Annotated in this window: 24 protein-coding genes, 1 tRNA gene and 1 pseudogene; 13 read left to right on the top strand and 13 right to left on the bottom strand. The window is 62.9% G+C overall.

Annotated elements, in window-relative coordinates; all coding sequences use genetic code 11:
• Positions 1-54: 54 nt before the first annotated feature.
• Together D460_RS36800 and D460_RS35195 are read left to right on the top strand one after the other, a co-directional pair.
• Positions 55-303 (top strand): annotated as a pseudogene (locus D460_RS36800) (transcriptional regulator); the annotation flags it as partial.
• Positions 304-684, top strand: a complete 381-nt coding sequence (locus tag D460_RS35195; RefSeq protein ID WP_037111551.1) for a GNAT family N-acetyltransferase — start codon at positions 304-306, stop codon at positions 682-684.
• Positions 685-718: 34 nt separating this feature from the next.
• Here D460_RS35195 and D460_RS0117115 read toward each other — a convergent pair whose 3' ends face one another.
• The 3 genes from D460_RS0117115 to D460_RS0117105 all read right to left on the bottom strand — a co-directional run bounded on the left by D460_RS0117115 (position 719) and on the right by D460_RS0117105 (position 4,721).
• Positions 719-2,098, bottom strand: coding sequence for a sensor histidine kinase (locus tag D460_RS0117115; RefSeq protein WP_018899800.1), 1,380 nt, complete (start codon positions 2,096-2,098; stop codon positions 719-721).
• The gene (locus D460_RS0117110; RefSeq protein ID WP_026283250.1) at positions 2,095-2,799 is read right to left on the bottom strand and encodes a response regulator transcription factor; all 705 of its coding nucleotides are present in this window, start codon (positions 2,797-2,799) and stop codon (positions 2,095-2,097) included. Before D460_RS0117110 ends, D460_RS0117115 begins: the two co-directional genes overlap by 4 nt.
• A 71-nt stretch (positions 2,800-2,870) precedes the next feature.
• Positions 2,871-4,721 carry an adenylate/guanylate cyclase domain-containing protein gene (locus tag D460_RS0117105; protein WP_018899798.1) on the bottom strand — a complete coding sequence of 617 codons (1,851 nt, stop codon included), beginning with the start codon at positions 4,719-4,721 and terminating at the stop codon, positions 2,871-2,873.
• 178 nt (positions 4,722-4,899) lie between these two features.
• On the opposite strand from D460_RS0117105, the gene D460_RS0117100 reads away from it, so the two are divergent.
• The gene (locus D460_RS0117100; protein ID WP_196809345.1) at positions 4,900-5,967 is read left to right on the top strand and encodes an ABC transporter substrate-binding protein; all 1,068 of its coding nucleotides are present in this window, start codon (positions 4,900-4,902) and stop codon (positions 5,965-5,967) included.
• A 194-nt stretch (positions 5,968-6,161) separates the two neighbouring features.
• Complete coding sequence (locus tag D460_RS0117095) at positions 6,162-6,638, top strand: response regulator (protein WP_280637054.1); 477 nt, start codon at positions 6,162-6,164, stop codon at positions 6,636-6,638.
• A 155-nt stretch (positions 6,639-6,793) separates the two neighbouring features.
• Here D460_RS0117095 and D460_RS0117090 read toward each other — a convergent pair whose 3' ends face one another.
• A complete protein-coding gene (locus D460_RS0117090; protein WP_018899795.1) occupies positions 6,794-6,994 on the bottom strand; it encodes a hypothetical protein in 201 nt (66 codons plus the stop codon).
• A gap of 326 nt (positions 6,995-7,320) precedes the next feature.
• On the opposite strand from D460_RS0117090, the gene D460_RS0117080 reads away from it, so the two are divergent.
• The 3 genes from D460_RS0117080 to D460_RS0117070 are packed head-to-tail and all read left to right on the top strand — an operon-like array spanning position 7,321 to position 10,293.
• Positions 7,321-8,265 (top strand): tripartite tricarboxylate transporter substrate binding protein, encoded by a 945-nt coding sequence (locus D460_RS0117080; RefSeq protein ID WP_026283248.1) that lies wholly within the window; start codon positions 7,321-7,323, stop codon positions 8,263-8,265.
• Positions 8,262-8,753: a tripartite tricarboxylate transporter TctB family protein gene (locus D460_RS0117075; RefSeq protein WP_018899792.1), complete on the top strand. Its 492-nt coding sequence runs from the start codon at positions 8,262-8,264 to the stop codon at positions 8,751-8,753. Before D460_RS0117080 ends, D460_RS0117075 begins: the two co-directional genes overlap by 4 nt.
• Before the next feature lie 22 nt (positions 8,754-8,775).
• Positions 8,776-10,293 carry a tripartite tricarboxylate transporter permease gene (locus D460_RS0117070; RefSeq protein WP_018899791.1) on the top strand — a complete coding sequence of 506 codons (1,518 nt, stop codon included), beginning with the start codon at positions 8,776-8,778 and terminating at the stop codon, positions 10,291-10,293.
• Between the two features lie 80 nt (positions 10,294-10,373).
• Here D460_RS0117070 and D460_RS0117065 read toward each other — a convergent pair whose 3' ends face one another.
• A complete protein-coding gene (locus D460_RS0117065) occupies positions 10,374-10,979 on the bottom strand; it encodes a dienelactone hydrolase family protein (RefSeq protein ID WP_018899790.1) in 606 nt (201 codons plus the stop codon).
• Between the two features lie 62 nt (positions 10,980-11,041).
• Positions 11,042-11,449: a helix-turn-helix domain-containing protein gene (locus D460_RS0117060; protein WP_018899789.1), complete on the bottom strand. Its 408-nt coding sequence runs from the start codon at positions 11,447-11,449 to the stop codon at positions 11,042-11,044.
• Between the two features lie 117 nt (positions 11,450-11,566).
• Between D460_RS0117060 and D460_RS0117055 the strand changes: the two genes are divergently transcribed.
• The gene (locus D460_RS0117055) at positions 11,567-12,478 is read left to right on the top strand and encodes an NmrA/HSCARG family protein (protein WP_018899788.1); all 912 of its coding nucleotides are present in this window, start codon (positions 11,567-11,569) and stop codon (positions 12,476-12,478) included.
• 49 nt (positions 12,479-12,527) lie between these two features.
• On the opposite strand, the gene D460_RS33230 is transcribed toward D460_RS0117055, so the two are convergent.
• Positions 12,528-13,115: a LysE family translocator gene (locus tag D460_RS33230; RefSeq protein ID WP_018899787.1), complete on the bottom strand. Its 588-nt coding sequence runs from the start codon at positions 13,113-13,115 to the stop codon at positions 12,528-12,530.
• A gap of 230 nt (positions 13,116-13,345) precedes the next feature.
• Here D460_RS33230 and D460_RS0117045 point away from each other — a divergent pair, with 230 nt between their 5' ends.
• Positions 13,346-13,753, top strand: a complete 408-nt coding sequence (locus D460_RS0117045) for a DUF1801 domain-containing protein (protein WP_037111546.1) — start codon at positions 13,346-13,348, stop codon at positions 13,751-13,753.
• Positions 13,754-14,060: 307 nt separating this feature from the next.
• Complete coding sequence (locus tag D460_RS36430; protein ID WP_018899785.1) at positions 14,061-14,228, top strand: hypothetical protein; 168 nt, start codon at positions 14,061-14,063, stop codon at positions 14,226-14,228.
• 264 nt (positions 14,229-14,492) lie between these two features.
• On the opposite strand, the gene D460_RS0117035 is transcribed toward D460_RS36430, so the two are convergent.
• Positions 14,493-15,608: a DUF475 domain-containing protein gene (locus tag D460_RS0117035; RefSeq protein ID WP_018899784.1), complete on the bottom strand. Its 1,116-nt coding sequence runs from the start codon at positions 15,606-15,608 to the stop codon at positions 14,493-14,495.
• A gap of 445 nt (positions 15,609-16,053) precedes the next feature.
• Between D460_RS0117035 and D460_RS0117030 the strand changes: the two genes are divergently transcribed.
• On the top strand, positions 16,054-16,299 hold the full coding sequence (locus D460_RS0117030; protein WP_018899783.1) for a hypothetical protein: 246 nt from the start codon (positions 16,054-16,056) through the stop codon (positions 16,297-16,299).
• A 135-nt stretch (positions 16,300-16,434) separates the two neighbouring features.
• Here D460_RS0117030 and D460_RS0117025 read toward each other — a convergent pair whose 3' ends face one another.
• A complete protein-coding gene (locus D460_RS0117025; RefSeq protein WP_018899782.1) occupies positions 16,435-16,998 on the bottom strand; it encodes a dual specificity protein phosphatase family protein in 564 nt (187 codons plus the stop codon).
• A 281-nt stretch (positions 16,999-17,279) separates the two neighbouring features.
• Between D460_RS0117025 and D460_RS0117020 the strand changes: the two genes are divergently transcribed.
• A complete protein-coding gene (locus tag D460_RS0117020; RefSeq protein WP_018899781.1) occupies positions 17,280-18,029 on the top strand; it encodes a hypothetical protein in 750 nt (249 codons plus the stop codon).
• A 13-nt stretch (positions 18,030-18,042) separates the two neighbouring features.
• Here D460_RS0117020 and D460_RS0117015 read toward each other — a convergent pair whose 3' ends face one another.
• Positions 18,043-18,522, bottom strand: coding sequence for a hypothetical protein (locus D460_RS0117015; protein WP_018899780.1), 480 nt, complete (start codon positions 18,520-18,522; stop codon positions 18,043-18,045).
• Positions 18,523-18,740: 218 nt separating this feature from the next.
• Between D460_RS0117015 and D460_RS0117010 the strand changes: the two genes are divergently transcribed.
• Positions 18,741-19,076, top strand: a complete 336-nt coding sequence (locus D460_RS0117010) for a hypothetical protein (protein WP_018899779.1) — start codon at positions 18,741-18,743, stop codon at positions 19,074-19,076.
• 155 nt (positions 19,077-19,231) lie between these two features.
• On the opposite strand, the gene D460_RS0117005 is transcribed toward D460_RS0117010, so the two are convergent.
• The 3 genes from D460_RS0117005 to cpdR1 all read right to left on the bottom strand — a co-directional run bounded on the left by D460_RS0117005 (position 19,232) and on the right by cpdR1 (position 20,405).
• Positions 19,232-19,597 (bottom strand): hypothetical protein, encoded by a 366-nt coding sequence (locus D460_RS0117005; RefSeq protein WP_018899778.1) that lies wholly within the window; start codon positions 19,595-19,597, stop codon positions 19,232-19,234.
• 287 nt (positions 19,598-19,884) lie between these two features.
• Positions 19,885-19,959: transfer RNA gene (locus tag D460_RS0117000), tRNA-Val, on the bottom strand.
• Between the two features lie 83 nt (positions 19,960-20,042).
• Positions 20,043-20,405 (bottom strand): response regulator CpdR1, encoded by a 363-nt coding sequence (gene cpdR1, locus D460_RS0116995; RefSeq protein WP_003542883.1) that lies wholly within the window; start codon positions 20,403-20,405, stop codon positions 20,043-20,045.
• Positions 20,406-20,565: the final 160 nt, after the last annotated feature.

Here is a 20,565-nt window from a genome sequence, read left to right as displayed (position 1 = left end):
GTTTGGCGGTCGTGCGTTTGTGCCGTATCATCGTGTTGGATGGGAGATCATTTCATGACGAAAGTGACGGTAACGGAGCAGGGCAACGCGACTTTGCCGAAAGATGTGTTGGAGCATCTCGGAATCCGACCCGGCGAGGCGATCGGGTTCGATCTGCTGCCAGACGGGCGCGCGGAACTCAAAGCAGCCGGAGGCAGCGGTTCCTGGCGTGAGCTCGCCGGCATGCTAAAGGGCAAGACCAACGGCCGGACGCTGTCGATCGAGGAAATCAACGATGCGATTGCCGAGGCGGGAACGGCCGGGATCATTATCAAGATAGATCCATTTCCCTCGGACGATGAACTCAACAGCCTCTGGGTGGAAGCCTGGGGCGCTCATGAGGCGCGGGATTTCGGCAAGGTACTCGCTCGCAGTCTCACCCATCTCGGAGCCTACGAGGGCCCGCGCCTGGTAGGATTTGTCAACGTCGCGACGGATGGTGGTCTGCACGCATTCATTCTGGACACCTGCGTCACACCTGATATGCGGGGGAAGGGGATTGCCACGATGTTGGTCGAGGAAGCGATACATGTTGCCCGAGACAGAGGCGCAACATGGCTGCATGTCGACTTTGAGCCGCATCTGGCCTCATTCTATCGTGGTTGCGGTTTCAGATCGACAGAAGCAGGTCTAATTCAGCTGTAGGACGGGCACGTAGCCCTCCGTGTCGACGATCTCCTCATCCTCTGGCAAACGTCACTACTGCCTTCAACCCGCGTCCATCACTACCGGGACCGAGGTCGAGCGTGGCATTGAACAACCCGCAAATCTCCTCGACGATCGGCAAGCCCAATCCAGCACCTGGGGCGCCGGATTGGTCGGCGCGGGAGAAGCGGCGGCGGACGGCGGCGAGTTGGTCTGGCGGGATGCCGGGGCCGTTGTCTTCGACTTCTAGCAGCACGGCATCGTCCAAGCCGCGGATACGGACAGTGACCTCGGCGCCGTGGCCGGCATAGGCGATGGCGTTGCCGGCGAGGTTGCGCAGGAGTTCGCCGATCAGGAGCGGTTCGGCGCGGATCATCTCGGGGCCATCGCCCTCGAAGCCTAAGTCGATGCCGGCGGCGGATGCTGTCGGGATGAGTTCGCCGGTGATCTCCTGGGCGATCGCGGTGAGGTCGATGGCGGTCGCCGTCAGCGCCTCGCGCGAGGTGGCGGCGTCGATCTTCGCCATCAGCAGTAGCTGGGCCAGCACGCGCTCGGCATGGGCCACGGCTTGGTCGCCCTTCAGCGCCACGGCCTGGGCATCGGCGAGCGAGGTGGCGCGGGCAGACAGCGCCAGCTGCGTGCGGATGATGGCGAGCGGGGTGCGCAGCTGGTGGCTGGCATTGCCGGTGAAGTTGCGTAGCGCGTCGAGCGCCTGCTCGAGCCGGATCATGAAACCGTTGACGGTATCGACCAGCGGCTGCACTTCGCTCGGGACCGATTGCTCGATCGGGTGCAGGTCGTCGGGGCTGCGCTCGCCGATCGCATCGCGCAGCTTGTAGAGCGGGCGCAGCGCTACCGTGACCGAGATCCAGACGATGATGGCCGCGCCGAGGATCATGACCGACAGGCGCAGCGCCGAGCGTAGCAGGATGGCGCGGGCAAGCTGGCGGCGGGCGATGGTGGTTTCGGCGACGGTAACGGTAAAGGGGACCGAGCGGATGCCCGTCGAGGCCGAGCGGTTGAGGGTCGCGACACGGATCGGCTCGTTGCGGAAGCGATCGTCGGCAAAAGCGGCGCCGTCGCCCTTGGTGTCCTTGATGACGGGGAGAGCCTGGTAGCCGGTGATGAAATGGCCGGGCGGGCCGTCGACGCGGTAGAAGACGCGGTCCTGTGCGGCCGATGTCAGCATTTCCAGCGCCACATAGGGGATGTCGACCTGCAACGAGCCGTCCTCGGCGACGACGACGCGCTCGGCGATCGCCAGCGCCGAGCCGGCGAGAACGCGGTCGGAGACGATGTTGGAGGTCTCGACCGCCTCACGATAGGTGTCGGCCAGCGCCACGATGCCGATGACGGCGGTGGAGATCAGCAGCCAGAAGAGGAGGCGGCGGCGGAGCGAATAGGCCGACGTCATGAGGCCTCGGGAGCGGCGATATCGGGTGCGGGCTCGGGCAGCTTGTCGAGATAGTAGCCGATGCCACGCGCGGTTTTTACTGTCAGGCCATGCGGGGCGAGGCGTTTTCTGAGGCGGCTCACATATTGCTCGATCGCATTGGCGGAGATGTCGTCGTCGAAGGCTGTGAGCGACTGGATGATCGCTTCCTTCGACACCACCTTGCCCGCGCGCATGAAGAGGATTTCGAGCAGGCCGAGCTCGCGGGCGGGGATGTCGAGCGGCGTGCCGCCGGAGAAGAAGGCGCGGGAGTTCAGATCAAGCGACAGGCCGCCGAAGCTGACGGTCGCCGAATGCAGCCCGGCCTGGCGGCGCAGGAGTACGCGCACGCGGGCCTCGAATTCGGAGATGTCGAAGGGTTTGATCAGGTAGTCGTCGGCGCCGAGATCGAGGCCCTTGACGCGTTCTTCCGGGGTGCCGCGCGCGGTGAGGATGAGCACGGCGGCCTGGTTCTGGCGGGCGCGCATGGCGCGCAGCACGTCGAGGCCATCCATTTCGGGCAGGTTGAGATCGAGCACCACGAGGTCGAAGCTCTCGGCCGCCGTCACCGCATTGGCGGAAGCGCCGTCATGGACGACATCGACGGCATGGCCGGTGCCGCGCAGAATGGCCGACAGCCCGTCAGCCAGCGCGATATTGTCCTCCACCAGTAGAATGCGCACGGATCCTCCCCTCGATCTCGCCGGAGACTACAGGGCGGCGCTGGCGATGTCACGATGCGCTTTTTACGGCTTCACTGCTGCGCGATGGCGGCCATCAGCTCGATGAAGCGCGGGTCGGAGCGGATGTTGTCGAGGTCTGAATCGTTTTCGAACCAGCCGATCTGGTAGGAGGAGCTGTTGGGGAGCAATTGCTGCATGTGCTCGACGGCGCGGTCGGTTTCTCCGAGCAAGGCGTGGACGCAGACGGCGTTGTAGCGGGTGATGACGTCGTGCGGGTCCATGGCGAGCGCGCGGTTGATCCAGGAGACGGCACGCTTGTCGTCGCCGATCTGCGCGTAGGCAAGGGCGGCGCGGTGGACAGGGGCGGAGTTGCCGGGGTTCTGCTCGGCGGCGCGTTCGGCGCGGACCGCCCCTTCGGCGGCCCATTTGCGACCGTCCTCGGGAAGTCCGAGCGAGCGGAAGGCGGCGGCGAGCAGGACCGGGGAGACGTAGTCATCGCCGTAGAGGCTGGCGGAGCGCTCGAAGTAGATGATCGCGTCCTCGAACTGGCCGCGCTTGAACAAGCGGTGGGCGAAGTGGAAATTGGCCTCGAAGAGATTGGGGTCGAGTGCCAGCGCCCGGGCGAAATAGATGTCGGCTTCTCCGTCGCGGGCGGCGTGATGGAGCGCGATGGCGCGGGCGGCGTGGGCTTCGGCGAGATTGGGGTCGAGTGCCAGCGCCTTGGCGGTCATCTCGAGGATCTCGTCGATCGGCAGCTCGGCTGCGTACCAGATGTAAAGGGCGCTGTCGCAATCGGCGATGCCGGCATAGGCGCGGGCATAATTTGGATCGAGCTCGACCGCCTTGTAGAACATGCGCCTTGCCATGATCAAATAGGACATGGTCATGGTGCGGGCGAATTTGCGGCCGCGCAGATAGTAGGTGTAGGCCTCGACATTGGTGGTGGGGTCGCTTTCCAGTGCGCGCACTTCCTCCGGGCGCATCTTGACCTTCAGCTGGCCGACGATAGCGTGCGCGATCTCGTCCTGGATGGCGAAGATGTCGGTGAGGTCGCGGTCGTAGCGGTCGGCCCAGAGATGGTCCTCGTTGCAGGCGTCGATCATCTGGGCGCTGATGCGCACGCGGCCGCCGGATGTGCGCACGCTGCCCTGCAGCACGTAGCGAACCGACAGCTCGCAGGCGATCTGGCCGATCTTCATGGCCCGGCCCTTGTAGGCGAAGGTGGTGTTGCGCGGGGTGACCAGCAGGCCCGAAATCTTCGAAAGGTCGGTGATGATGTCTTCCGTCAGGCCGTCGGAGAAATACTCCTGGTCGGGATCACCACTCATGTTGGTGAAGGGGAGCACGACGATGGAGCGCGTGCCTGCGGTGGGCGTTTCGGAGGCCACGCCCGTGCTCTGATCAGGGAGATCGACGAGAACGGCGTAGACGTGGACCTTCTGCTCGATGTTCTTCAGCGTCTGACGGCCGCGATCCTCGAAACGCAGGTCGAGACGGGCCCCGACATGGTCGCGGACCGAGGAGGAGACGGCGATGCCGCCGGGGTCCGCCACGGCCTCGAGCCTTGCCGCGACATTGACGCCGTCGCCGAAGATATCGCCGCCCTCGACGATGACATCGCCGAGATTGACGCCGATGCGAAAGCGGATGCGGCGTTCCTCGGGCACCTCAGCATTGCCGAGCGCGATGCCGCGCTGGATTTCGACGGCACAGGCGACCGCGTTGACGACGCTGCCGAATTCCACCAGCAGGCCATCGCCGAGCAGCTTCACCACCCGGCCGCCATATTCAAGGATCGCCGGCTCGATCAGCTCGACGCGGTGACGGTTGAAGGCCTTCAGCGTGCCTGTTTCGTCGATGCCCATCAGCCTCGAATAACCGACGACATCGGCGGCGAGAATGGCTGTCAGTCGTCGCTCCAATGCGGCCTCCGCGTGATAGGCAACTGGGTCGCGGGAAGTCTAACGTCTTTGGCGCTGATTGTCGCGCGCGACGGTTACGCCTTTGGGCGGGCATTGAGCATGTGCAGCATCGCGCGCCGCTGGATAGCGCGGGTGGTGCTCACTTGTGCCTCATCGCGCAGTCATGCATTCTCATCGCATGAGGAGACTGCCACTACTTGCGTTCATGTTGCTCTGTCCGGGCTTGGCCCTGGCGGAGCCGATTTTCTATCCGGCTGTGTCGGGCAATGCCGGGGCACCCGTGCTCGTTGTCTATTCCTCGCTCGACGAGCCGCTGGCGCAGCCGATGATCCGCGGATTTCAGGAAGCAAACCCCGACGTCGCCGTCACCTACGAGGACATGCTGACCGGGGAGATCTACGATCGCATCGTGCAGGAGACGGACGCGGGGAAGCCGACGGCGGATTTCGCCTTTTCGTCGGCCATGGACCTGCAGGTGAAGCTTTCCAACGACGGCTATGCGCAGCCGAGCAACCTGCCGATGAGCGGGATCTGGCCGAAATGGGCGAACTGGCGCAACACCGCCTATGCGCTGACGTTCGAGCCCGCCGTCTTCGTCTATCACAAGCCGAGCTTCGTCAACGAACAGCCGCCGAGCTCGCGCGCCGAGTTCGTCGATTATCTGAAGCGCAAGGGCGATGCGGTGCATGGGCGGATCGGCACCTATGACATCGAGCGCTCCGGCGTCGGTTTCCTGTTCATGGCGCGCGACCAGGAGCAGTTCGGCGATATCTGGTCGGTCATCGGCGCCATGGGAGCGGCCGGGGTGAAGCTCTATTCGACGAGTTCGGCGATCCTGGAGCGGGTGTCGGACGGGCGCTTCGTGCTCGGCTACAATATTCTGGGCTCCTATGCGGCGGATTGGGCCAAGCGTAACCCGCAAGTCGGCATCGTGCTGCCGAAGGACTATACGGTCGTGATGTCCCGGATCGGGCTGGTGCCGCAGGCGGCGGCCAATCCGGAGCTCGGGCGGCGCTACCTCTCCTTCTTCATGTCGAAGGAGGGGCAGACGATCATGGCGCGCGAGCTGCAGATCCCCGCCGTCAGCCCCGAGGTGACTGGCGAAAACACCGCCAACACCATGCAGGCACTGCTCGGCGCGCAGCTGAGGCCCGTTCCTGTCAGCCCGGGCCTGATGGTCTATCTCGACCAGGTGAAGCGGGCGCGGCTGATTGCGCATTGGAACGAGGTGCTGCGCACGCAGTAGATGCTGGATCAGCGGCAGCTAAGCGCTGGGCGTGTTGTTTTGGCGCATTTATATCGGCTGGGTTGCATAAGTATATTGTCGCGAGATTTCATCGGTTTTGCCGGGACATGCGGGATTTGTATTGAACATTTAAAGCCCAAAATTGGTATGGCGCGGCTACTATTCTTTTAACCCTCGGGCTCCATATTAGGAAATTGGAAAGGTCGGGAACCAATCGCGGCGTCACGCGTTTTCGAGTTTCAGGCTGGCATGCATTCCACAGATATGGGCACTACCGCATGAATATTCTTATAGTCGAAGACGAATTGTTGATCGCGCTTGATCTCGAATCCATCGTCGAGGATCTCGGTCACACCGTCATCGGCCCGGCCCGAACGCTGGACGAAGCGCTGGAGCTTGCCGAGCAGGCGGAAGTGGCGCTGGTGGATGTTCAGCTTGCCGATGGCGTGACCGGCCCCGCGATCGCCGAGCGTTTGTCTAGCGAGCATGGCGTGACCGTCGTCTTCGTCACCGGCAATCCCGAGATGGTGCGCAACAGCCGCAGCGCCGTTGGCGTCGTCTCCAAGCCGCATTGGCCGGAGAAGGTATCGGAAGCGCTCGATTACGCGGCCGCGATCCGTTTCGGCAAATCGCTGATCTCGCCGCGCTTCCTGATGCCACTGGCGTCGTGAGCCGCAGGGCGGTTGTCTAAATTCTCGTTTGTCTGATGTGAAAGTAGGTCAGCTTCGGCGTCGAGATGATGCCGGATATGCGGGCCGCTCGATAGCGTGCCCGCGGTATTCACCGGGGATGGGTGTTTTGACCTATTCGCGCGACGCTCCGCTTTTCAGCGGAAGCGGCAGGGGCGCTGGGCGTTCGAGAGCAGTTCCTGCTTCGTCGCGAAGGAGCCGAAGAGCTTGAGAAGACGCTGCTCCTCTTCCTTTTCCAGCCGGTGACGGCGCGAGAAATCGGCAACGCTCCACACTTCCCGCAAGCGGTCATTCTGGCGGTCGTCGTTGATCTGGTTGATGTCGATGTGCGTGCTCATGGCGCAAATTCCCCTATTACATCAGCCTAACGTCGAAGGGCGACAAGGGTTCCCGCCGTGGATCAAAAATCCGCTGCTTCTGGCCCGAATTCGAATTGCGGCAAAAAAGTGTCCGTCCTGACTGGATAAGCGCGGGGTGTCAGCTAAATGACAGCTTGTTGTGGTCCCTTTTGACGAACTTCAACTCCGTGGAGGCGGATAGGGGAAGTTTCGGGAGGAGTTTCGCCAGATATTTCGGATGCCTTTTCGCATCCATGCGCGCTGTCCTTCCTGATCCGATCGAGAACAATGCGTGGTCACAGACCGCGCTCATGGAGGACAGTCTCTTGAAGCATATTTTTCTGACCAGCATTTTCGCGGCGGCAATCGCGCTGCCGGCCTATGCCGCCGACTATTCGATCATGGCGCCAGCCGCTCCCGGCGGCGGCTGGGATCAGACGGCCCGCACCATGCAGACCTCGCTGCAGAGCGAGAAGATTTCCGGCAAAGTTCAGGTCATGAACGTTCCGGGCGCCGGCGGCACGATCGGCATCGCCCAGTTCGCCAGCCAGCAGAAGGGCAATCCGAACGCCCTGCTCGTTGGCGGCTATGTCATGGTCGGCGCCATCCTGACCAACAAGTCGCCGGTGACCCTCAAGGACGTCACCCCGATCGCCCGCCTGACCGGCGAATACGAGGCCATCGTCGTGCCGGCGAATTCCGATATCAAGACGGTCGCCGATCTCGTCGCCAAGCTGAAGGAAAATCCGGGCGCGGTTTCCTGGGGCGGCGGTTCTGCCGGCGGCACCGACCACATTCTCGTCGGCCTGCTCGCCAAGGCGGCTGGTGCCGATCCGACCAAGATCAACTACATCGCCTTTTCCGGCGGCGGCGAGGCTCTGGCCGCCATCCTCGGTGGCCAGGTGACGGCCGGCGTATCGTCCTACGGCGAATTCGAAGGCCAGATCAAGGCCGGTGCGCTGCGCCTGCTGGCGATCTCGGCCGACAAGATGGTCGACGGCATCGACGCGCCGACGCTGAAGGAATCCGGCTTCGACGTCGTGCTGCAGAACTGGCGCATGGTTGCCGCCGCTCCCGGTCTTACCGACGAGCAGAAGAAGGCCGTGACCGCTGACGTCGAGAAGCTCGCCAAGTCGAAGACCTGGCAGGACAACCTGAAGACCAAGGGCTGGATGGACACCTATCTCGCCGGTCCGGAATTCGAAGCACAGCTCGCGCAGGACATTTCCGCGACGGAAACGATCCTGAAAGACATCGGACTGGTTAAATGAACCCCGAAAACCAAGTGACATCGCAACAGCGCCGCCCTGATTGGGCGGCGCTTGTTATTGCCGCCGTGCTGGTCGCCATGGCGGCCGTCATCTTCTTCGACGTGGCGCGCCTCAACGAGACTACGGGCTATTCGCAGGTTGGCCCGGCGACGGTGCCGCACTGGATCGCCTATGTCCTCGTCGGCCTGGGCGTCTGGACCGTCTTTGCCGCGTTCCGCCGCGATTTTCCCGAGCGCGAGCGCCAGGAGTTTGGCTCGGTGGTCTGGGTCGTCGCCGGTCTCGTCGCGCAGATGGTGCTGATCCGGCCGCTCGGCTTTTCGATCGCAACCGGCGCGCTGTTCGGTCTTGCCGCCGCCGGCTTCGGCGCCCGCAGGATCTGGATCAGCATCCCTGTCGGCATCGTCATCTGTCTCGGCATCTACTGGCTTTTTGCCGTTGTGCTTCAGCTTTCGCTTCCGGCGGGACCGCTGGAACACCTGATCCATTGACGGGAGCCCTGAGAGTAGCATCATGAGCACATTCGAATTTCTTCTACAGGGCCTGGTCTCGGCGATGGAGCCGATGAACCTGCTCTATGCGCTGATCGGCGTCACGCTCGGCACCATGGTCGGCGTGCTGCCCGGCATCGGCCCGGCCACAACAGTGGCGCTTCTTTTGCCCGTCACCTACCAGCTCGACGCGACCGGCTCGCTGATCATGTTCGCCGGCATTTACTACGGCGGCATGTATGGTGGCTCCACGACATCGATCCTCCTGAACACGCCCGGCGAAAGCGCCTCGATCGTCACGGCGCTCGAGGGCAACAAGATGGCGCGCGCCGGACGCGGCGGGCCGGCGCTCGCCACCGCGGCGATCGGCTCCTTCGTCGCCGGCCTGATCGCCACGCTGGCGCTTGCCTTCATCGCGCCGCTGATCGTCAAGATCGCCCTCGTCTTCGGCCCGCGCGAATATTTCGCGCTGATGATCCTCGCCTTCGTTACGGTTTCCTCGGCCTTCGGCAATTCGTCGCTTCGCGGCCTCACCTCGCTGTTCATCGGTCTCGCGCTGTCGCTTGTCGGCATCGACCAGCTGACCGGCCAGAACCGGCTTTCTTTCGGCGTTCCGGATCTCCTCGACGGCATCGAGGTGACGACGATGGCGGTGGCGATGTTCGCGATCGGCGAAACGCTGTTCATCGCAGCACAGGGCGCGTCGGCCCCCGACAAGATCGAGGCGATCAAGGGTTCTGTCTGGATGACGGCGCAGGACTGGGCACGCTCCTGGAAGGCGTGGCTGCGTGGCACGGTCATCGGTTTCCCGATCGGCGCCATGCCGGCCGGCGGCGCCGAGATCGGCACGTTCCTCTCCTATGCGACCGAGAAGAAGCTCTCCAAGCATCCGGAAGAGTTCGGCAACGGCGCGATCGAAGGCGTCGCCGGCCCGGAAGCCGCCAACAACGCCTCGGCCGCCGGCACGCTGGTGCCGCTCTTGACGCTCGGCCTGCCGACTTCGGCAACGGCCGCGATCATGCTTGCCGGCTTCCAGCAATATGGCCTGCAACCGGGCCCGCTGCTGTTTGCCACCAATCCGCAGCTCGTCTGGGGCCTGATTGCCTCGCTGCTCATCGCCAACCTGATGCTGCTCGTGCTCAACCTGCCGCTGGTCGGGCTGTGGGTACGGCTGCTGACAATCCCGAAGCCCTGGCTCTATGCCGGCATCCTGGTGTTTGCGACGCTGGGTACGATCGGCGCCAATCCCTCGGTGTTCGAACTCGGGATGCTTCTGGTGTTCGGGCTGATCGCCTATGTCATGCGCGTCTTCGATTATCCGATCGCGCCCGTCATCGTCGGCCTGATCCTCGGACCACTGGCGGAGCAGCAGCTGCGCCGGGCGCTCGCCATCAGCCAGGGCGATGTGACGACGCTGGTGCAATCGCCGATCGCCGCCGTCCTGCTTGGCCTCGCGGCCCTGGCGCTGATCCTGCCGCTCATCCTTCGCCTGCGCGGGCGCGGCGATGTGCTGACACAGATGGCGGCCAGCGAAGACTGAGGCGCCTCAGACAAAGAAAAAGACTGCCCAAACCCCAAGACTTGCGGCCGGCGATGGACACATCCGCCGGCCGTTTCTGTTTACGGCAGCCCGTCGCCGGCGCCGTTGACGTGTCGGAGGAAATCGAGGACGCGGCGGGTGAGCACTTCGGCGGCGTCGGAATCCCAGGAGGGGAGCGAGCTGTCGGCGAAATAGTGCTGATCGCCGGGGTAGAGGAAGAGGCTCGCGTCCTTCACATGCTCCAGGATCTCGCGGGCGGCATCGATATCGCCCTCGCGCATGAAGATCGGGTCGGCATCCATCGCATGGATCTGCACCGGCACGCCCTCCGGCCAAGGGCCGAAGGACCACTCGCCCGATATCGGCAGGCAGGCGTGGAACAGAAGCGCGCCGCGCGCGCCGGGCCTCGTCTGCGCCAGCTGCTGCGCCGGCACCACGCCAAAGGAGAAGCCGGCATAGACAAGCTCGGCCGGCAGGTCGTCAGCCAGCCTGACGCCGCGCTCGCGCAGCGCATCGAAACCGGTCGCCTGGATATAAGCCATGCCCTCGTCGATGCTTGAAAAGACATGGCCGTCGAAGAGATCAGGCGTGTGCACGACATGGCCGGCATCGCGCAGGTGATCGGCGAAGACGTGGATGCCTGATGTCAGGCCCTGGGCGTGATGGAATAGCAGGACTTCGGCCATGGGTTACCTCCGGGAGGGGTAGGTATGGCGGGGGCGGGGGAAGTCCATGGGGGTGATGCTGCTCAGCTTCGCTGAGCCTCGTCGAAGGCAATCCGGGAGGCTTCGATATCCTGCCAGGTATCCCTGATCCAGCCTGTGAAGGCGGCCAGGGGCGGCAGCATGGATTTGCCGCGTTCCGTCAGTTCGTATTCCACCCTTGGCGGCACCTCGGGATAGTAATGGCGTGCCACGAGGCCGTCGCGCTCGAGGTTGCGGAGCGTCAGAGTCAGCATCCTTTGCGATATGTCCGGAATGCCGCGTCGGATGGCGCCGAAGCGCATCGGTGCATCGGGTGACAAAGCCAGCATCGAAACGACGAGAATCGTCCATTTGTCGCCGAGGCGGACCAAGACGCTGCCGGGCGCGCAAGGGGTCAGAACCGGTCCGCGCGCGGTTTCGATGACGGGGCGGCCATTGATGTGACGCTGCATGAATTGGCTCCTTCAATGGTTATCATCATGTGCCTGAGGCCCAAACATGTGCCGTCTTGTGCCGGATTTCAAATAATTCCAGATAGTAACTATTGAAGCTTACGAAAGGTAACTATCATGGACGACAATTCCGAATTTCTCGTCTTCGGCGCGACCGGTCAGCAGGGCGGCGCGGTGGCGCGCGCGCTTAGGGCCAAGGGCAGGACTGTCCGCGCCTTCGTCCGCAACCCGGATAGTGCGAAGGCGAAGGCCTTGGCCGGCGAAGGGATTGCTTTGGTGAAAGGCGATCTCTTCGATACCGACTCGATCGATCGAGCCATGGCCGGCATCGGCGGTGTTTTCAGCGTTCAGACCAGCTCTCCCGGCGGTGAGGTCAGCGATCAGCAGGAGGTCGATCAGGGCAAGGCGATCGCCGACAGCGCTTTGCGGCACGGCGTTCGGCATCTCGTCTATTCCTCCGGCGGCGGGGCAGGCAAAGGGCCGACGGGAATGGGTCACTTCGACAGCAAATCGGAAATAGAGGCCTATGTCCGAGGCCTGCCAATGGCAACCACGATCACCCGGCCGGCAAGCTTCATGGAAATGATGATGCTGCCCGGGATGGGTTTGCCCGAGGGCGAATTCACCTTCTTCATGCGGCCGGATCAATTGATGCAGATGATCGCCGTCAAAGACCTGGGCAGGATCAACGCCGAGATTCTGATGGCTCCCGACAGGTACAGCGGCAGGGCGATCGAGCTTTCCAGCGCATCCGTGACGGGTGAGGACCTCTCGCGCGCTTTCACCAAAGCCGCGGGCCAGCCGATCACTTACCGGCGCTTTTCCGATGAATTGCTCGACAGCAACCCCTTCCTGAAACGTCTCGCCGAACTGGTGGACGACGGTCTGCTTGCCGGCGTGGCTGATATCCCGGCACTCGAGCGGGAGTTTGGCCTCTTGACGTCGCTAGATGCGTGGATGGGCGGGGATGGGAAGTCGCTTTTCGAGGCGGCCCTCAACGCCGGGAAGGCCGACGTGGCGCTGCGCTAGGGGTGGGCCGAAGAATGCCGCCCCTTGTGCTTGGGGCGGCGGGCCGGCGTTACCGTGCCGCCGAGGGCATCGGCGAAGGGCTGCCTGACAGGAGAAGGCGGATGCCGAGGCCGACCATCACGATGCCGGTGAAGCGTTCCTGCCATGCCAGGAGTTTCGGCCAGCGGTTCAGGAATTTGCCGACCGAGCCCGAGGCAAGGGCGACGCCGCCGAGCGAGAATACGCCGATCAGTTTCTGGATCGAGCCGAGAACGAGGAGCTGCAGCCAGACCGGGCCTGCTTCGGGATCGACGAAGAGCGGCAGGAAGGTGAACATGAAGAGCAGGGACTTGGGGTTGGTCAGGCTGTTGATGGCGCCTTCGCGTACGGCTTTCCAGCCGGAAACCGGCCTGGCCTCTGGCGCGCCAGTCGCGTGGTTCTTGAAGCTGCCCCGGATCATCCTGACGCCGAGATAGAGAAGATAGATCGCGCCTGCCCATTGCAGGATCTGCAGGGCGGCAGGATAGGCCGCCAACAGCGACGCCAGCCCCAGAACCAAAAGAGCAACCTGGATCGTGCCCGCCACGAAGATATTGCCGACGACCGTCAGCACGGCCACCTTGCGCCCCTGTCCGACACCGCGCGCGATGATCAGCATCGGGTCCAGGCGTGATCTCCAGCACCGCGAGGGCAGCGAGGAAGGTGAGGAATGTCGAGGCGTCTGGCATCGGGGCGATCCATGGTTGGGGGTGGTCGCTCATAGCATTGCGGTGGGCGCGCGGCTATCGGGATGTCGGCTCGCGGGGCGTTAGGCGCGTGGGTTTGCGGGCGGAGCGGACATTTCCACTCGCTGTTGCTAAAGTCGGGGAAGCAACCAGGGAGGAACTGATGAGCGCGCCCAAGCTTTTGTCCGGCGGCAATCCGCAGATACCGAAGGGGGAAGGGGATGCCCCGGTTCAGGCATATATCGCGGCGATGCCGGGGTGGAAGAGTGCTGTGGGGAAGGAACTCGATGAGCTGATAACCGGGCTTGTTCCCGATCTGCGCAAGGCGGTGAAGTGGAACACGCCGCTCTATGGCGCCGCGGGAGGCGGCTGGTTCCTGGCGTTTCACTGCTTCGATCGGTATATCAAGGTGACGTTCTTCAAGGGCGCCTCGCTTGTTCCGCTGCCGCCTGTCGGGTCGAAGCAGGAGGGAGTGCGGTATGTGCATCTGCATGAAGATGAGCGGTTTGATGCGGCCTTGCTGAAGGGGTGGATATTGCAGGCGGCGGCGTTGCCGGGAGAGGTGATGTGAGGTTGGCGGTGCGGCTGAGACATATTGTTGTTTGAACCTCAGCGCCAGGAGCCCCCTCATCCGCCCTTCGGGCACCTTCTCCCCGCTGGGGAGAAGGGAAAAACGGCACCCTCTGCGGTCTCTTCCCCTCTCCCCTCGGGGAGAGGGTAGGGTGAGGGGGCTACTGACTGGGGTCTTGCTTTTTGGGGCTATCTACAACGTCCGCACATCCATTCCCGCATGGCTGGGTTGAAATCCCGGCGGTTGTGGTTCCCACCTCGCGCGCCCATATGTGAGCAGTCAATCATATGCTAGAGAAAGAAAGACAATGTCCTTCCGTCAGTCGATTCGTGATGGCTTGCTTGGCCGCGCTTTTGCGATGATCGGTGCCGCGAATGCCGCCAGCGCCGCCGTCCAGTCCGGCCGCCGCCCCCGCGAGCGCGATCTCAACAAGCTTGGGATCGATCCGAGCCTGTTCGGCCGCATCAATCATTAAGCCTGCAAGCTAGAGGCGGTGATTGGTCGCCTGAAATGAAACAGCCCGCAACCTCTCGGTCGCGGGCTTTATTTTTTTTGCCTGAGATGGGGGCGCATTCTCCTCCTCATCCTCGCCCTCGTGGCGGGGATCCAGCCAACCCAAGTCCTTGGGTTGGAAAGAGCCTCTTAGCGTCGCGGACGCGACGCTGCTGGATCCCGGCACAAGGCCGGGATGAGGGGTGAGGACGATGTGGCCGCGTGCCAGTCGTCAGGAGCGCTCGGCTCAGGTCTGCGCCTGAACCTGCTGCTCCTTTTGCGCATGCGTCTCGCCATGCGCCTGCTCTTCGGCCTGTTCCTTCCTGTTGTAGCGGATGGAAGACCAGAGCGAGATGCCGATCAGGGTGGCGCCGCCGAGGCCGGTGATGACTTCGGGGATGTGATACAGCGTCTGCACGTACATGATCACCGAGAGGATCAGGATGGCGTAGAAGGCGCCGTGCTCGAGATAGCGGTATTCGGCCAGCGTTCCCTTTTCCACCAGCATGATCGTCATGGAGCGCACATACATGGCGCCGATGCCGAGACCGATGGCGATGACGAAGAGGTTCTGCGTCAGCGCGAAGGCGCCGATGACGCCGTCGAAGGAGAAGCTGGCATCGAGCACCTCGAGATAGATGAAGGCGCCGAGGCCACCCTTGGCGGCGGCGCTCATCGTCTTTTGCGAGGCATCCAGCAGGCCGCCGACGACCTCGACCGCGAGGAAGGTCAGAAGACCATAGATGGCGCTATGGACGAAGGTGCTGGCTTCCGCTTCCGGCAGGAAGGAGGAGAAGACCAGGATGAGGGCCAACACGAAGGCGATCTCGATGCCCTTGATGGTGGCCGAGCGGGCCATCATGCGTTCGAGGCCGGCGATCCAGTGCACCTCCTTCTCATGGTTGAAGAAGTAGTTGAGGCCGACCATCATCAGGAAGGTACCGCCGAAGGCTGCGATCGGCAGATGCGCGTCGTTCATGATGCGGGCATATTCGGCAGGCTCGCGGGCGGCGAGAACCAGCGCTTCCCATGGGCCGATCTGGGCCGCGATGGCGACGATCGCCAGCGGGAAGACGATGCGCATGCCGAAGACGGCAATGACGATGCCCCAGGTCAGAAAGCGATGCTGCCACTCAGGCGTCATTTCCTTCAGCTTGTTGGCGTTGACGATGGCGTTGTCGAAGGAGAGCGAGATTTCGAGCACGGCAAGCACCGTACAAATGAAGAAGACGGTCGCCATGCCGCCGATGGTGCCGGTCGTCTGCCAGCCAAGTGCTGCGCCGAGCGCCAGGCCGACGGCGGTGACGATGAAGGACCAGGTGAAGTAGCTGAGTGTCGATTTCGTCTTGGTGGGGGTGCTCATGAGCGAACCTCCCCACTGTCAGCGCTGTTTGAGAGCGTGGATACGCTGAAGAAACGCGACATACCACAACGGGCATGCGCGTAAGGCATGGTGTGCTTTTTCATCGAATGAAAATCCGCCGGCTTATCTGCAGGCGGTACCGACATCACGAGAGCGCCGTAAAAACTCTCGCCAGAGGGGCCCGGCACCAGGTTGCCCGTCGGCCGATGTCTGAGGCCGCGGGATGTCCACAGAGATAGTCAAGTTCGCGGCTCAGTCAAGATCGGGCTGGCGCGCGCGATCGCTTTTCTCGGGAACCATCCGGGCCTCCGGTCGTTAGGTCCTCAGTTGCCCGACAGATGTGTCGCCGATGGGCCGCCGACTTTGGTCGCGGCGCGCTCGGCGCGCGGTCGGGAAACGGAGCCAGTGTAAAGCGAAGAGTGTAACGAGAAGGGAGAGGACGACCATGCCGACCCATAGCCACGTTCCAGACACCCATATTCCCGACAAGCGCACGCAGGCGGCCGACCGCATGAAACGGGCAAAGCCGAACCGGATGAAGACCGCCCAGGTGATGCCGCCGCATCAGGTGGACCTGACGCTGACGCCGGGCGTTCACCACGACATCCATGTGCCCGCGCATGTGACGGGCGGAGATTTGTCGCGCGAGGGGCCGATCACGAGCGACGACAAGGGCTCCGACAAGAACTGAATCCACCAGATAGCGAGAGAGATAGATGACCGTAAATACCGTGCCCGTTGATCTCACCATGAAGCATGAGAGCGAATGGCGGGCGATCAGGTTGATTGCCGTGCGCGGCGCCGAAGGCGCCACACTCGGTGCGCGTCAAAACCCAATCGTTTCCTCGAAGGCGTCCCAGGAGCGGGTGAGTTCGTAGCGGCCGATGCCGGGGAGGGCGAAGTGGCCGAAGTAGGGGCTGAGCTGGAATTCGGCGAAGGCCTCGCTGAGCTTGCCGACGGCGCCGACATAGATCGCGGAGGCGAGGCCCGTGCGGTTGGCGCCGTGTTCGCAGTGGATGAGGAGCGGCTTGGGTGCATCCGCCATCAGCTTGGCGAGGCGCTCGGCTTCGGGGATCGGCAATAGCTTCGACGAGGACATCGGGAAATCGATGAGAGTGATGCCGGCCTTTTCAGCGGCGGCCGCCTCATTGCGGTACCAGTCGGTGCGCTCCTCGTCGCGCAGGTTGACGATCGTCTTGATGCCGTAGGTATCGGCATAGGTGGCAATGTCGGAGCCGCTCGGCTGGGCGGAGCGGTAGAGCTCGCCGGCGATGACTTCGTGGAAATTTCCGGTGAGCTGGCCAATGCCGGCATGGCCGAGGACCAGGAGCATGGCGCCAAGCGCGAGGCCTGCCGGCCACTTCAGAAGTCTCAGATATCGTCGCGTCATGCGTTTACTTCTTCTCAGCAGCCATCGTGGCTTTTCCATCATCGCTGTCGCAGCGATCGCGCCTCAGATGGGGAGCGGGGTCAGGCCATGCCAGCGATTTCGGCGACCGGCGCCTTCAATCAAACGTGAGCGGAGGGCACTAGCCGGCAAATGGCGCGATGATGTGGCGGCGGGGGCAAAGGTAACGTGCGAGGCGAAACTTGCCGGGGGCAAACGCCGCTTGCCAACCTTTCGGAAAGGATTGCGCGGCGATAATCGGCCATCACGGGAATCGGGACGCCATGGCCAAGACAGCGACACGCCGCAAGACATCGACACGCTCGCGGGCGGGAGCGAGGAAGAGCGGAGGCGGCAGCCCGCTTCCCTGGGTGGTCGTGGGTGCGCTCGCCTTTGGCGGCATCGCCGTCTACGACAACTGGAAGAGCGTGAAGCCGTTGCTCGCCTCGCATGCGCCTTCGGCTTCGCGGCCGGTCAGCGTGGCGAAGAACACACGCGAGCGCGATGCGGTGCGTGAGGCCATCAAGGATACGAGCCGTGACACGGGACCGAGGCAGACGGCATCGATCGCGCCGGTCTCCAAGATCATCCCGCCGGCGGCCGTGCCGATCCCATCGTCCAAGGGGTCCGCTTCCGAGAGGGCGGAGCCCGTTTCCATCTCGCCAGCGTCCATTTCACCGGCGCAGACGCAATCCGCCAAGGCTGCCTTCGGCTATTGCGGGCAGGGCGAGCATATCAACTGCGTCGCCGACGGCAGCACCTTCTGGTACAAGGGCGAGAAGATCGTGATCGCCGATATCGTCAGCCCCGGCATCGACAATGCGCGCTGCGACGGCGAGCGCAAGGCCGGCTTCGCAGCCAAGCTCCGGCTGCTCAATCTTCTGAATGCCGGATCGTTCTCGATGAACGCCGCCGGCCAGCCCGACAAGGGGGCAGCACCCCGCGTCATCTCGCGCGACGGCCGCTCGATCGGCGCGCAGCTGGTGGATGAAGGCTTGGCACGCAAGCCGGGCAAGGGCGCCTGGTGCGCCTGAAGATCGTCTAGGCTTACTTCTGCTTCGGCGCCTTGCCGTTGGTCTTGAAGACGGCGGAGAAGGCCGTGTCGGTGCTCTTGGCGCTGCACTCGATCGCGACCGGCTTGCCGTCATAGGGGTTGCCGAGCGTGCAGCTTCCCGAGACCTTGACCTGGCCGGTCATCTTCTGGCCGGCGCCCGTCACCACCATATCGAGCGGCAGCGTGACATTGCCTGCTGATGCCGGCTTGATCTTGGTGCCGTCGCCCTGAAAGCCGAGCATCTTGCCTTCGGCGGAAAAGATGAAGGTGACCTGACCGTTGACCAGCGTGACGCTGGCGATTTCGTTCTGGCAGGGCTTGGACACGTCGACCTTGCCGACGACAAGCTTGCTGCATCGGCCGGCCAGCGTCAGCGCGCCGGGGGCGCCTGGAAAGTTCTGCTGTGCCGTGCCCGCTGCCTGCGCGATCGATGCCGACAGAAGTGCGCCGGCGGTCAGGATTACCAGTTTCATTTCAATACCTCGTCATGCCTAAAGCTTGTCGCCACAGCACCGAGGCCATGACATTCTACTGTGTTCGAAATTGGTCAGCACGCTAGACTTTCAATGTCATGGCACACAACTTCGCAGCCCAAGAAAAGCCACCAGAAATGGCTGCCGAAACCACTTTTACATATGCTCATCCGATAATAAGACCGTCGCGCCCCGTGTGGGGCGTTTTGAGGGGAAACATGAGAAACATCACGCTGTCGGCGGTCTCCGCCATCGCATTTCTGGCATTTGCAGGCGTCTCGCACGCGGAAGACCTGGTCTTCACGCTGAAGAACGGCACCAACTCGGTGCTTACCAATTTCTATACCTCGCCCGTTGGCGTCAACGAGTGGGAAGACGACGTCTTCGGCAAGCAGGTGCTGAACCCGGGCGAGAGCATGGACATCACCATCGGCGACGGTCGCGACGTCTGCAAATACGACATGAAGTTCGAGTTCGAGGAAGGCTCCAACCTCGACACGACCACCGACACGCAGAACCTCTGCGAAATGGGCTCCTATACGATCCACGAATAAGCGCTTGCGCGGTTCGCACGACATGAGGAGGTCCGGCCGAAACGCCGGGCCTCTTTTCGTTTCAGCGCCTGTGTTGCGCCAGACCTGACAGCAAAACGCCCCGGAGACCGGGGCGGTGGTTGCTGCTTTGGTGCCGGGCACAATGCCCGACATCGTTAACGGCAGACGCGGATGCTTTCCATGTGGTAGCCGCCGTCATAGGCGTTCTGCACCTGGCGATCCTCGAACCAGCAGCGTGGCGGGGGCGGCGGTGGCGGATCAATGTAGCGCGGGCCGGAATTGCCGTTGGCAATCGCGCCGCCGATCAGGCCGCCGATCACGCCAGCCGCAAGACCACCGGCGATGACGGCGCCATCATTGTTGTGATGGTGGCGGCGCGGGGGCGGGGGTGGCGGCTGGTCGCGGTAACCATAGCCCGGCGGGCGACGGTCGTAATACTGCGCCATTGCCGGCGCGGTGGTCGCCAGGACGCTGCTGAACGTGGTTGCGGCAACCACGGCGTACAGAGCCATCTTCTTCATTCGCATGCGTCTCCGTTAAGATCGAGAGGCTCGATAGCCACTCAACATGCCCAGAAGATGGCATTGGTTGGCTTAATGGATTCTGAACGAGGTTGGGGTGTGGACAGGGTTTGAAGCGGGTGGGTCGGTGCCGGGTCGCAGCTGGCGGATCGGCGCGGGCCGCGTCGCCGGGTGAAGTATGATCCGCCGACGGAGCGTCGGTTGCGCGCTTTGGATCGCCGGTTGGCGAAACGAAGAAGGGCTCAGCGATTTCTCGCTAAGCCCTTGACTATTCAGTCTAATCTGGATGGTGGGCGTGACAGGGATTGAACCTGTGACCCCTACGATGTCAACGTAGTGCTCTCCCGCTGAGCTACACGCCCATCCGATGTCGGCGCATAGACCACAAACCTATTTGGCCGTCAATAGGCCTTTTTCAGATTTGTGACATGCGCCCACAGAACCCTTAGGCCGCAAGCATTTTATTGACTTCGTCAACGAGGTCGCGGAGGTGGAAAGGCTTGGAAAGGACCTTCGCGTCCTTCGGTGCCTTCGAATCAGGGTTGAGCGCGACGGCCGCAAAACCGGTGATGAACATCACCTTGAGGTCGGGATCGAGCTCGGTGGCGCGGCGCGCCAACTCGATGCCGTCCATTTCGGGCATGACGATATCGGTGAGAAGAAGGGAAAAGGGTTCTTCGCGAAGGCGGTCGTATGCGCTGGCGCCGTTGTCGTAGGACAGGACCTTGTAGCCTGCCTTTTCGAGCGCCTTCACAAGGAAGCGGCGCATGTCGTTGTCGTCTTCTGCAAGAAGTATCTTCTGAGTCATTATCCAGACCGCTGATCAGTGGAATTTATGCGTGAGTATTGGTCATTTACACTAGATTTCGGCCGGTAAACAACCGGTGAAGCGCCTGTGCAAAGCGTCATCCCCATGAGATAGTATGGACTTGGCGGCCTTCAACTGGCAACATGGGCAAGATAGCTGC

The sequence above is a fragment of the Rhizobium sp. 2MFCol3.1 genome (assembly GCF_000377565.1).
Lineage (GTDB): Bacteria > Pseudomonadota > Alphaproteobacteria > Rhizobiales > Rhizobiaceae > Rhizobium.
This window is presented reverse-complemented; position numbering and strand designations above follow the sequence as displayed.